The organism is Arthrobacter roseus (genome assembly GCF_016907875.1).
Taxonomy (GTDB): Bacteria; Actinomycetota; Actinomycetes; order Actinomycetales; family Micrococcaceae; genus Arthrobacter_J; species Arthrobacter_J roseus.
In genome coordinates this window covers 706,441-718,775 of sequence record NZ_JAFBCU010000001.1, presented here as the reverse complement: position 1 = coordinate 718,775, position 12,335 = coordinate 706,441, and the positions used below count along the sequence as shown (strand labels likewise).

The 12,335-nt window shown below is 62.7% G+C and carries 12 protein-coding genes; 11 read left to right on the top strand and 1 reads right to left on the bottom strand.

Features of this window, described 5'->3' with window-relative positions:
* Positions 1-6 precede the first annotated feature (6 nt).
* The 6 genes from JOE65_RS03815 to JOE65_RS03790 all read left to right on the top strand — a co-directional run bounded on the left by JOE65_RS03815 (position 7) and on the right by JOE65_RS03790 (position 5,582).
* Entirely contained in the window at positions 7-1,095 is a 1,089-nt protein-coding gene (locus tag JOE65_RS03815; RefSeq protein ID WP_205161991.1) for an ATP-binding cassette domain-containing protein, read from the top strand.
* Positions 1,096-1,193: 98 nt separating this feature from the next.
* The gene (locus JOE65_RS03810; protein WP_205161990.1) at positions 1,194-1,733 is read left to right on the top strand and encodes an NUDIX hydrolase family protein; all 540 of its coding nucleotides are present in this window, start codon (positions 1,194-1,196) and stop codon (positions 1,731-1,733) included.
* A 2-nt stretch (positions 1,734-1,735) separates the two neighbouring features.
* Positions 1,736-2,590, top strand: a complete 855-nt coding sequence (locus tag JOE65_RS03805; protein ID WP_205161989.1) for a DUF6707 family protein — start codon at positions 1,736-1,738, stop codon at positions 2,588-2,590.
* Positions 2,591-2,634: 44 nt separating this feature from the next.
* Complete coding sequence (locus JOE65_RS03800) at positions 2,635-3,354, top strand: SRPBCC domain-containing protein (RefSeq protein WP_205161988.1); 720 nt, start codon at positions 2,635-2,637, stop codon at positions 3,352-3,354.
* 39 nt (positions 3,355-3,393) lie between these two features.
* Positions 3,394-4,647: a tRNA guanosine(34) transglycosylase Tgt gene (gene tgt / locus JOE65_RS03795; RefSeq protein WP_205161987.1), complete on the top strand. Its 1,254-nt coding sequence runs from the start codon at positions 3,394-3,396 to the stop codon at positions 4,645-4,647.
* Positions 4,648-4,733: 86 nt separating this feature from the next.
* Positions 4,734-5,582: a hypothetical protein gene (locus JOE65_RS03790; RefSeq protein ID WP_205161986.1), complete on the top strand. Its 849-nt coding sequence runs from the start codon at positions 4,734-4,736 to the stop codon at positions 5,580-5,582.
* 123 nt (positions 5,583-5,705) lie between these two features.
* Here the strand turns inward: JOE65_RS03790 and JOE65_RS03785 are convergent, their stop codons facing one another.
* The gene (locus JOE65_RS03785) at positions 5,706-6,404 is read right to left on the bottom strand and encodes a queuosine precursor transporter (protein ID WP_205161985.1); all 699 of its coding nucleotides are present in this window, start codon (positions 6,402-6,404) and stop codon (positions 5,706-5,708) included.
* 177 nt (positions 6,405-6,581) lie between these two features.
* Here JOE65_RS03785 and JOE65_RS03780 point away from each other — a divergent pair, with 177 nt between their 5' ends.
* From JOE65_RS03780 to JOE65_RS03760, 5 genes are all read left to right on the top strand, one after another.
* Positions 6,582-7,238, top strand: coding sequence for a TetR/AcrR family transcriptional regulator (locus tag JOE65_RS03780; RefSeq protein ID WP_205161984.1), 657 nt, complete (start codon positions 6,582-6,584; stop codon positions 7,236-7,238).
* Positions 7,235-8,143 (top strand): TIGR01777 family oxidoreductase, encoded by a 909-nt coding sequence (locus JOE65_RS03775; RefSeq protein ID WP_205161983.1) that lies wholly within the window; start codon positions 7,235-7,237, stop codon positions 8,141-8,143. The genes JOE65_RS03780 and JOE65_RS03775 overlap by 4 nt, the downstream gene beginning before the upstream one ends.
* A 71-nt stretch (positions 8,144-8,214) precedes the next feature.
* Positions 8,215-8,973, top strand: coding sequence for a LamB/YcsF family protein (locus JOE65_RS03770; RefSeq protein WP_205164004.1), 759 nt, complete (start codon positions 8,215-8,217; stop codon positions 8,971-8,973).
* Entirely contained in the window at positions 8,970-10,580 is a 1,611-nt protein-coding gene (locus JOE65_RS03765) for a 5-oxoprolinase subunit B/C family protein (protein WP_205161982.1), read from the top strand. Before JOE65_RS03770 ends, JOE65_RS03765 begins: the two co-directional genes overlap by 4 nt.
* Positions 10,577-12,328 (top strand): acetyl/propionyl/methylcrotonyl-CoA carboxylase subunit alpha, encoded by a 1,752-nt coding sequence (locus JOE65_RS03760; protein ID WP_205161981.1) that lies wholly within the window; start codon positions 10,577-10,579, stop codon positions 12,326-12,328. The genes JOE65_RS03765 and JOE65_RS03760 overlap by 4 nt, the downstream gene beginning before the upstream one ends.
* Positions 12,329-12,335: the final 7 nt, after the last annotated feature.

Genomic DNA, 12,335 nt, shown 5'->3' with positions numbered 1-12,335 from the left:
AGCGGCGTGACCGCAGACAACAGACTGCAGACCACCAACCATCTGACGATCCGCGACGTCACCAAAAACTTCGGCACCACCCAAGTGCTGCGTGGAGTGAGCCTGGACGTACAGCAGGGCGTGACCACCGCCATCGTGGGGCCCTCCGGATCCGGCAAAACCACGCTGCTGCGAATCATCGCGGGCTTCGAAGCACCAGAGACAGGCACCGTCCTCCTGCATGATGAAATGGTGGCGGGCGGCCCCAAGCTCGTCCCGGCACACCGCCGAAACGTGGGATACGTGGCCCAGGACGGAGCCATCTTCCCGCACCTGTCCGTCGGAGAAAACGTGGCGTTCGGGTTGGACCGGAAACGCTTCAACCGCGCCACTGCCAAGGACCGTGTGGCAGAGCTCCTGGACATGGTCTCCCTCACAGCCGACTTCTACAATCGCCGGCCCGACGAGCTCTCCGGGGGTCAACAGCAACGCGTAGCACTGGCCCGCGCGCTAGCCCGCGAACCGGACCTCATGCTTTTGGACGAACCGTTCTCCGCGCTCGACGCCGGACTGCGCATCTCCACTCGAAAAGCCGTTGCGAACGTCCTGGCCGAGGCAGACTGCACAGCAATTCTTGTCACCCACGACCAGGCAGAAGCCCTCTCCTTCGCCGATCAAGTCGCCGTCATGCGGGACGGCATTCTGGCCCAGGTGGGAAACCCGTTCGTGGTTTACACCCGCCCCGCAGACCGGCAGACCGCCGAATTCCTGGGCGAGGCAGTGGTCCTCGACGCCGAACTTCAAGGCTCCCTGGCCACCTGCGCCCTTGGCGGCATCCCCGTCCGCCGGCCCACGTGCCAGGGCCGCGTGAAACTCATGCTCCGCCCCGAACAAATCCGCATCGCGGACGGCGGCCCCATCCACGGCATCGTGCTCGAAACAGACTTCTTTGGACCCGAGATCACCGTGAAAATCCAATTGGACGCGCACCCAGATGAAGAGGATTGCCCACACCAGGAAATCATTTCGATCCGGCACTGGAACATCGGCCTCGCCCGGATAGGAACCAGGCTGCACCTGCGCGTCGTCGGCGAAGGCGTGGCGTTCCCCTCGTAGCGGCATGGCCCTTTCTGCGTGGGGAAAATACCGAGTCAAAAGGACCGTCCGGGGAGTCGCGGATGACTCTCCGCGACCATGTGGGGTAGAACTTGATTATGAATGTTCGCACTCCTGACCCCACCCCCGGCTGGCTCTCGGAAGAGGACCTTGCCCAGGCCCGCAGCCACCTACCCATGGTTTATGTGGAGGCCATTCCCGTGCGACTCGACGGGCTCGGGTATGTCACGGAGGTCGGGTTGCTGCTCCAGGCCAACGACCAAGCCGAGATGATCCGTACCTTCGTCAGCGGACGCGTGATGTACAGAGAGACTGTCCGGGCGGCGCTCATCCGGCATCTGGAAAAAGACCTCGGTCCGTTCGCGATGCCGCAGCTCCCCGCAAGCCCCGTGCCGTTCACCATCGCTGAATACTTCCCCGCGCCGTCGGAAACCGAGCTGACAGATGACCGTCAACACGCCGTCGCACTGGCCTACATCATCCCCGTCACCGGGGAGTGCAATCCGCGCCAGGACGCCCTGGAACTCACCTGGGTGTCACCGCAGGAAGCCCTCAGCCCCGGACTGCTCAATGAATTCACCGGCGGTCGTGGGAACCTGCTCCGTCAAGCCATGGCTCACGTCTGCTGGGGGAGGTAACCATGGCAGCCGAGACGCGTCCAACCCGGGCCAGTGCCGTCTCCGCTGGTCAACGCCTCCTCACCCCCAGTGGCACGGCGCAGCACGTCCGCGAGATCACCGTGGAACAAGACGACTACGGCGTTCCCGCACTGGTGACCGCCACGCTCGACGACGGCTCCACAGTGCGGATGGCAGCGTCGTCGACCGTTCGTGTCGGAGTGGAAGCGGACACCGCACCAGCCACAGGACCAGTGGATGTCATCCCGGCTGAGGACGGAACCCCGGAGGCCGTCGTCGCGCACGCCGCTGCAGTCCACCCGGAAAGCCCAGCGGTTCAGGAACTCGCGGCCAGGCTGGGCAAGGGACTGAACATAAAATCCGGCAGCAACCTGCAGGACGTGCGAGACCTCGCCCATGTGTTGTTCGTCGAGCTATTGGATACCGATAACGCGTTAATGGTCACCTCGCTCGTTACCGGCCAAGATTTTGACGGCAACTTTGCACGTTGGAAGTGGATTGAAAGCTGCCTAGCCATGGCGGCATACATCACCTACGAAAACGGCGACTTCACAGCATCCGAAGAGTTCACCACACGGCTGCGGACCATCGACGACGTCGAAACGGACCCGCTGAAAGCGAAGGTGGCCGCGACCGTCAGACAACGCCAGCTGAACGAACCGCACCTGTACGACCGCGAGATTCAACGCGCATCGGCTGCCGGCGACGACGTCACCGAGAAGGAATGGCGCGTCCTGCGGCTATACACCCTGATGTATTTGCGCACGCATGGCGGGTCAGAAACGCTGACCCCACAGGAGATCGACCGCCGCATCAATAATGAACTCATCGCGATCCGAGGCATCCGCGTTGACTAAATTCGCCTCTGGCCGGGCCTGACCGGCCAGAGTAGAGTCAAGTCATGACGGACACTCCAGCTCCCGCAACCAGCACCGAAGCGCTCACGGTCCATGTAAACGCGGATGCCCAGCAGGCTTGGATCATGCTCCGCGAGCCTGCGAAGCTGCTTCAGTGGCATGGCTGGGATTCGGACTCACTCAAAGACGAAGTCGACACCATCTACTTCACTAATGCTGTGGAAGACGCTGATCATCGGAGTCTGACAGTTGACGGCGGAGACACGTTCCAGCTGCACCCCGAACAGGGCGGCATCAGCATCAGTGTTGAACGCGCCAATGACGATCCCACCGTGACCGAAGGGTGGGTCACGTTCCTGCAGCAGCTGCGTTTCGCCCTCGAACGACACCCCAACTCAACCCGTCGCACCCTGTACTTCTCAGGCGCCTCCAAGGATGGTCGATCCATTATTTCCACGCTGGGGCTCGACGACGTTCGCGCCCCGGGCGAAGACTATTCGGCCAGCCTGCCCACCGGCATCGACATCACCGGCAAGGTGTGGTTCCGCAGCGCCAACCAGCTCGGACTAACCGTTCACGCCTACGCCGAGCGCGGCGATGGACTGCTGATCCTTGGGGATCTGCCCGGCGGGGAATCCATCGCGATTGCCTCCACCTACGAACTCGGCGCGAAGCAACTGCACGATGTGTGGGAACGCTGGGACGAGTTCCGTGGCGTGCACTACCCCGATTCGGAGCCGATTGTGACATCGACACTGGAGTAGGGGCGCCGTAGGTCCGCTATCTGCTGGCAAAATAGATGGGTGCATCCTCAATCGCAGAAACCCTCATTCTCATTCGCCGTCGAAACCCGCCTCCGGGACAGCACGTCGCTGCCTGCCGCTGACTTTCAGGGACGCACCGGGACAATCACCACCCCACACGGCGAGATCAAGACGCCCGCCTTCATCGCCGTCGGAACCAAAGCGACCGTCAAGGCGGTGCTCCCCGAATCCATGAAGGAGCTCGGTGCGCAAGCCCTGCTCGCCAATGCCTACCACCTGTACCTGCAGCCCGGCGCGGACATTCTCGACGAGGCCGGCGGCTTGGGAAAGTTCATGAACTGGGACGGTCCCACCTTCACCGATTCCGGTGGATTCCAGGTGATGAGCCTCGGCGCGGGGTTCAAGAAAGTCATCAACATGGACGCCGTGACCTCCGGTGGTGCGGACGACGACGTCGCCGCCGGCAAGGAACGGCTGGCACACGTTGACGACGACGGGGTGTGGTTCAAAAGCCACGTCAACGGTGATCGCCACCGGTTCACACCCGAGATCTCCATGCAGATCCAGCACCAGCTCGGGGCGGACATCATGTTCGCGTTCGACGAGCTGACCACGCTGATGAACTCACGCGGCTACCAGGAGCAGTCCCTGGAGCGGACGCGCCTGTGGGCAGAGCGGTGCGTGACTGAGCATGATCTGTTGACCGCGGCCCGGGCCCACCGTCCGTACCAAGCACTGTTCGGCGTCATCCAGGGGGCGCAGTATGAGGATCTGCGGCGGAAAGCCTGCCAAGACCTTGGCGCCATGGACTTTGACGGTTTTGGAATCGGCGGTGCCCTCGAGAAGGAGAACCTCGGCACCATTGTGCGCTGGTGCTCCGAAGAGCTGCCCGAGGACAAACCCCGGCACCTACTGGGCATCTCCGAACCAGACGACCTCTTCACCGCCATCGAGAACGGTGCGGACACGTTCGACTGCGTCTCCCCCACCCGTGTTGCCCGAACCTCCGCGTTCTACACCCCGGACGGCCGTTGGAACCTCTCCAACGCCCGGTTCAAACGCGACTTCAGCCCTCTGATGGAGCGCTGCGACTGCTACGCGTGCGCCCACTACAGCCGCGCGTACATCCACCACCTGTTCCGGGCCAAGGAAATGGTGGCCTCCACCCTCGTCTCGATCCACAACGAACGGTTCATTGTGAAACTCGTGGACGATGCACGGCTTGCGATCGAGGACGGCACCTTCTTTGACCTCAAGGCCGAGGTGCTGGGCCGCTACTACGCTCCGCGGTAGGCGCTACTTTCTCTACTGCGTCCTTCTCTTCCCTTCCGCAGAAATTACTGGAGCACGGCCTCACCGAACGGCACATCCAGACCCTGGTGACAGACAAATCTCTCGAAAGGGTTCGTCGCGGCTGCTTTCGTATCGCCGACAAGTCAGAGGAACCTCCTTCCGAAGACACTCTCCAACGACGGCGGTTGGAGGCCCATCAACACGGCATCCTCTCGACGTCGAAAGGGAGGATGGTGTACAGCCACACCTCAGCCGCGTGCCTGCAGGAACTCAACCTGTGGCGGGTCAACCAGCAGATTCACGCAACGCAGGGTTTCGCGATATCCGCCCATGGCCACGGCCTCGACGTGCAAAGCCACTGCTTTGTCCTTCCACCAGACCAGATAGTGGTGATTGACGGTTTCAGGACAACGAGTGTGGAGCGCACGGTTGTGGACTGCGGTCGGATTCTGTCGCATCAACAGGGCCTGATTGTCGCCGATCATGCCCTGCGGAGAGGGGCAGATCGGGAGAACATTGCGCACATTCTCAAGTCTCTGGCCGGCCACCGAGGGATCAGTCGTGCCCGAGAGGTCATGGAGAAAGCGAGTGGGCTCTCTGAATCTCCTGGCGAAACTCTCACGCGGCACTTCTTCATCAGCACGAATCTGCCCACGCCAATCGAGCAGTTCGTTGTTCAGACCCGCCTCGGCAGTCACCGGCTCGATTTTGCCTTGCCGGAGCTCGAACTCGCGTTCGAGTTCGATGGAAAGACCAAGTACTTCGACTACCAACCAACGAGCGATGCGCTTTTCCAGGAACGACGACGGGAGAAGGCACTCACCGAAATGGGGTGGCAGTTTCTCCGCATCGAGTGGGCCGACCTTTTTCGCGCAGCCGAACTCAAGGCTCGGGTCCTAGCGGCCATCACTGCTGCCGAGAGCCGACGTCGTTAGGCCACGCTGCTTACGCTGGGTCCACTAGACCAGACAGAAACGTGGCGGAGGAGCAGACGCGTGGTGACGAAACAACGCAGCTGCACCTCCGCCACGTTTTTGCGGGTGGTGAACGACGACGGGTTAGAAGGGTGCGACGCCGTAGCTGGGCTCGCGCCGCTTGACCCACCCGATGGCCATGGACGTGACGGGCACGAAGGCGAACTCGACGAGGGTCTTGTAGACGAACCCGACGAGGACGTAATTCGTGAAGGTGGGGAAGTCCGTGATGCCGATGACCGGGGCCGCGATGGAACAGAAGATGAGGGTGTCCGCGAACTCGCCGACCCCGGTGGAGCCCATCAGCCGGGCCCACAGCCGTCCCTCGCCGAAGCGTTCCTTCATGCGGACCAGGACCAACGAGTTCAGCGTTTGGCCAACAACAAATCCGAGCAGGCTGGCTAGCACAATCAGCGGCACAGGACCGAGCGCGAGCTCGAGGGCTGACTGTTTTGCGGTGCTGAAGTCGTCGTCGAATCCGGGCAGGGCGATGATGATCCAGTAGCACAGGGACGCGAAGACGGACAGGAGAAAGGTGGTGATGATCGCTTTGCGGGCTACCCGGAATCCGTACACCTCACTGATGACATCTCCGAGGATGTACGCGAGCGGGAAGAGGAAAAACCCGCCATCAGTGATGAACGGCCCAATAACGACGCCTTTGGACGCACCAATATTTGAGAGGATCAGAACGACGGCGAGTGCAGCAAGCATGATGCCGAAGTAGGGGCTGCCGATGGAGGCAAAGCGGGCACTGGGTTTCAGGGCCTGGGTATCTGTCATGGGATTATCGCAATCTAGTGGTTCGCTGGCGGATGGCCTGCTGTATTAACACTGGAGGGCCCTGGGTGGGCCAAGCATCAATTCTCTCACGCACCTGCAGAGGCCCTCAAAAGAGATTTTGAACGCGTTCAGAATAGTGCTTTACTTAGGATTGAACCTGTTCAAAAAGGAGAAATTTTGGCAACCAAGCGCGAAGCCACCCGCGAGCTGCTCATCACTACAGCACTGCGTCTTTTCCGCGAGCAGGGCTATAGCAAAACCACCATGCGCGGCATCGCAGCGGACGCCGGGGTTTCCACCGGGAACGCGTACTACTACTTTGAGTCGAAGGACGATCTGGTCCACGAGCTCTACAAATCGATCCAGGATGAGCACCGATCTCGCGCTCTTCCGCAACTGCGCGACGGCGTAAATCTGGGCGAGCAACTGCGGGTCATTTTGCAGACCGGCGTGGACGTCATGGGGCCGTACCACGACTTCGGTGCCAACTTTCTGCAGGTAGCCATCAGGCCGTCGTCGACCGTTAGCCCCTTCGGTGACGAAGCAGCGGTGGCTCGCGGAAAGTCGATTGCCCTGTTCAAGCAAGCCGTCACCGTGTCCCGCCCGCAGCCGCCGCATGCGATTCGGGAGGATATGCCGGAGCTGTTGTGGCTGGGCTACATGGCTGTCACCCTGTTCTGGGTGTATGACCGCTCGCCCAACCAACGCCGCACCAGGACCTTGATCGATAACGCCGCACCGTTGGTTGCCCGGCTCGTCATCCTGTCGCGCCTGCCTGTTGTGCGAAGAATCGTTGAAGATGTTGTCAATCTGATCAGGAGCGCAAAGCCATGAACCTCAAAGTTGTTGTCATCGCCGGAGCATCGGGTTTCATCGGCACGTATTTCCAACGGCGATTCAGGGAGATGGGCACGGAGGTGCGCATCATCGGCCGTGGCACGGCAGTCACCTGGGGAGACACCGAAGGTATAGCGGGGTTGCTGGACGACGCCGACATGCTGATCAATCTCGCCGGTCGAACCGTGAACTGCCGCTACTACAAGACCAACGCGGACGCCATTTTTTCTTCGCGCACGGAGACCACCGCCGAGCTCGGCAGGGCGCTGGCGGCTTGTCGAAAGTCGGGCGGCAGGCCGCCGTCGTTGTGGATCAATTCCAGCACCGGCACCATTTACCGGCATGCGCAGGACCGTCCACAGACGGAGGACGACGGCGAACTTGGGTCTGGCTTTTCGGTTGCCGTGGCGAAAGCGTGGGAGGCGGCGCAGTCGCAGTCAGTGGTCGACGGCGTACGGCAGGTGGCCTTGCGGATCGCGATTGTTCTGGGTCCCGGCGGTGGCGTAATGCGCCCATTCGTCACCTTGGCCAAGCTAGGACTGGGTGGTCCCATGGGGTTGGGTAGCCAGATGTTCAGTTGGATCCATGTTGAGGACTTGTTCCGTTCGGTACTGCACATCTACGGGGACACTTCGCTGCACGGTCCCATTAACGCTGCGGCTCCTGAGGCGGTAACCAATCAGGCGCTCATGAGCAGCGTGCGGGAGGCACTCGGTATGCGCGTTGGCGTGCCGTCGCCACGTTGGCTGCTGGAGTTTGGTGCTGTGGTGATTCGCACTGAGACCGAGCTGGTGCTCAAGAGCCGATGGGTGGAGCCGCGGAAGCTGGTAGACAGTGGCTTCACGTTCCAGCACGGCACATTGAAGGAAGCGCTGACGGACATCACGGGACGCGACGCATAACCACTAGATTGTTGAACAATCCATTCCGTTGATGCATGCTTGAACCACGGCACCATGAGACGGAGGTCACCATGCGCACCATCGATTTGAACAGCGACGTCGGCGAATCCTTTGGAAACTGGACCATGGGCGACGACGCGGCCGTCCTGCGCTCCGTTTCCAGCGCCAATGTGGCCTGCGGCTTCCATGCAGGGGACCCATCGACGATTGCGCAGACCTGTCGTGACGCCGTCGCCGGTAATGTCACCATCGGTGCCCACGTGGGTTACCGAGATCTCGCCGGGTTTGGCCGCCGCTTTCTGGACTGCTCCCCCACCGAACTTGCCGACGACGTCCTCTACCAGATGGGCGCCCTTCAGGCTCTGGCGCGGGCTGCCGGCGGTGAAATCAGCTACGTCAAACCCCACGGCGCGCTCTACAACACCATCGTCCACCACGCAGTTCACGCGCAGGCCGTGGTCGATGCCGTTCATGCTTTCAACCCTGAACTACCCCTCTTACTACTGCCCGGATCCGTTGCTCTGGCCAAAGCCGAGCAGGCGGGGATGCGCGCGGTTGCCGAAGCCTTCGCGGACCGCAGCTATAACCCCGACGGCACTCTCGTCTCGCGCCGCGAGGCAGACGCCGTCCTGCACGATCCCGCCGTTGTCACCGAGAACATGATCCGTCTGGCCACCGAGGGAATCATGATTGCGCGCGACGGATCGAAACTGACAATGAATGCGGAAAGCATCTGCGTTCACGGGGACACTCCCGGCGCCGTGGCCATGGCAGCCGCAGTGCGGACCGGGCTGGAAAACGCTGGAGTCACCATCCAGAGTTTCGTATGAGCATTCCCTCCATCCGCTGGGCCGGAACGCGGGCTTTTCTGGTGGAGCTTGACGCGCTCGACGCCGTCCTCTCACTCCACGCCCAGCTCCTCGAGCATCCGTTGCCGGGCCAGAGAGACGTGCTCGCCGCTGCCGAAACTGTGTTGCTGCGGTTCGAAACACGGGTCAGCGCGCTGGCGGGACATGCCGCCGTCGAGCATCTCGATTTTGCTGAACCTGTTGACGTTGCCGGCCGGACTGTCACCATTGAGGTGGTGTACGACGGCGAGGATCTGGCTGAGGTCGGTAAGCTCACCGGGCTGGGGCCGGACGGCGTTGTGGAGGCACACACAGCGCAGACGTGGACGGCGGCTTTCGGTGGTTTTGCACCAGGTTTCGCGTATCTGCACGGTGAAAACAATGTGCTCGATGTGCCGCGGCGCGATACTCCGCGCACGGCGGTTCCTGCTGGATCGGTTGCTCTGGCGGGGCATTTCTCGGCCGTCTATCCAGGTAAGTCGCCGGGTGGGTGGCAGTTGATCGGACGGACGTCGGCGCGCATGTGGGAGTTGGGCCGGGACGAGCCGGCGCTGGTGCGCCCGGGCGACAGCGTGCGCTTTGTCGCGGTTGCGGAGCTGACGCAACAAGCGGACGACGACGACGCGGCGTCTGGCGACGCACCGGCCGTCGCGCCGGCCCGCGCTCTCGAGGTCGTGGCACCGGGGATGCAGTCGCTGATTCAGGATCTGGGACGTCCGGGGTACGGCGATCTCGGTGTATCTGCCTCTGGTGCCCTTGATGTCCCCGCTGCACGGCAGGCCAACCGACTGGTGGGTAATTCGCCTACCGATGCTGTGATCGAAACGGTATTCGGCGGGCTGGTCATGAGGGCACGCGGCGACGTCGTGGTGGCACTGGCCGGTGCGGAGACCCCCACTTCCGTCAGCGGCGCTCGTGGTACGCACACTGCCCCAATGCGGTCCCCGTTTGCCCTGCTCGACGGCGAGACCCTCACCCTCGAAACACCCGTCGAGGGGCTGCGCACCTACCTCGGCGTCCGCGGCGGGCTGAGTCTGCCCAAGATTCTGGGAAGCCGTTCCACCGACACCCTGTCCGGCGTCGGGCCGGCACCCCTGAGCGCGGGCACAATGCTTCCCATCGGTCGCGTCGAAGCCTCCCATATAGTCGGCCACCCGGAGCCGACCACACAGAAACCGCTCGCCGACGACGGCGCCGCGATCCTGCGCATCACCACAGGCCCACGGGCAGACTGGTTTGACCGCGATGCTCTGCAAACACTGACCGGGTCTGGCTGGGCTGCGAGCGCCGAATCGAACCGGGTGGGCGTGCGGTTGACGCTCGACGGAGTGGCCCCGCTGCAGCGTACGCGCGAGGGTGAGCTGGCCAGTGAAGGTGCCGTCGCCGGTGCGCTTCAGGTGCCGCCGTCGGGCCTTCCCGTCCTGTTTCTCGCCGACCATCCGGTAACGGGGGGCTACCCGGTGATTGCCGTCGTCGTACCGGAGGATCTTCCGGTGGCAGCGCAACTGGCGCCGGGTGCTGCCATCCGTTTCGTCGTCGTCGATCCAGACACGCTGCAACCCGAATTGATGCAAGGAGGCCGTTCATGAAGAAGGTCCTGATCGCCAACCGTGGCGAAATCGCTGTCCGCGTGATTCGAGCGTGTCTGGATGCAGGGCTTGCCTCCGTTGCCGTGTATTCGGATCCGGACGCCGATGCGCTGCACGCACGGCTCGCAGATGAGGCGGTCCCGCTGGAGGGCAGCACGGGTACGGACACGTATCTAAACATGGCCAAGCTGCTCGACGCCGCGGCCCTCTCTGGGGCGGATGCTGTCCATCCGGGCTACGGTTTCCTGTCGGAGAATGCTGATTTCGCGCAAACAGTGATGGATGCAGGGCTGACGTGGATTGGGCCGTCGCCGCAAGCTATCCGCGACCTGGGGAACAAGGTCACAGCGCGTGAGATCGCGGTCCGTGCTGGTGCGCCGCTAGTGCCGGGTTCGGAGGGCACGGTGGAGAACGGCGCCGAGGTCAGGGCTTTCGCGGAGGAACATGGGCTGCCGGTTGCCATCAAGGCTGCGTTTGGCGGTGGTGGACGCGGGATGAAGATCGCGCGCCGGATAGAAGACATCGAGGATGCCTTCGAATCTGCGGTCAGGGAGTCGACGGCGGCGTTCGGGCGGGGAGAGTGCTTCGTGGAGCGTTTCCTGGACAAACCGCGACACGTGGAGGCGCAAATCCTGGCCGATACGCACGGGAACGTAGTGGTGGTTGGCACCCGGGATTGTTCGCTTCAGCGACGTAACCAGAAACTGGTGGAAGAAGCCCCGGCCCCCTTCCTCACGGACGATCAGCGCAAGCGGATCCACGAATCCGCAAGGGCCATTTGCCGCGAGGCCGGGTACACGGGTGCTGGCACGGTCGAGTATCTGGTGTCACCAGACGGGATCATTTCCTTCCTTGAGGTGAATACACGTCTTCAGGTGGAGCACCCTGTCACCGAGGAAACCACCGGCGTGGACCTGGTCCGCGAGCAATTCCGTATTGCGGACGGCTTGGAGCTCTCCCTCACGGAAGATCCGGAACCGCGCGGGCACGCGTTCGAGTTCCGGCTGAACGCCGAAGATCCAGCGCGTGGGTTCCTGCCTTCGCCGGGAACTGTCGAGGCATTCGAGCCACCCACGGGAGCGGGACTGCGCATGGATACGGGTGTGCGCAGCGGAGGCATCGTTCCAGCCGAATACGATTCCCTGCTCGCCAAACTCATCGTGTGGGGCGCCGATAGGCAGCAGGCGTTGCGCCGCGCTCGCGCTGCTCTGGACGAGCTCGTGATCCGCGGGCTTCCCACCGTCATCCCCTTCCACCGCGCGGTAGTGCGCAACCCGGCGTTCACCAACCCGGATGCGCTCGGCGTGTACACGACGTGGATTGAGACGGAGTTCGCGGATGAACTGGTTGCGTCGCCGGAACTCACAGCGGCCGAACCCAGCGCAGAACGCAAACGGCTGACGGTGGACATTGAGGGCAAGGCTGTTCGCCTTGGTATACCGGCCGGGCTGTGGGACGCGCTGATGAGCGGCGGGGGTGCGGGCACTGGGTCTGCTGTCGGCGCTGACACTGCACCAGATGACGCCGCCTTCACCGCTCCCATGAACGGCAACCTGGTCAAGTGGATGGCCGACGACGGGGCGGACGTTTCCGCGGGCGACCCCATCGTGATTCTGGAGGCCATGAAAATGGAAACCACTGTGTCCGCCCACTGTTCGGGCACTCTGTCCAGGGGCCAGCAGGAGCCGGGATCCGCCGTCGTACGCGGTGAATCTCTGGGGACCATTCGTGAGGGCGAGCACCGTTAGATGGAGG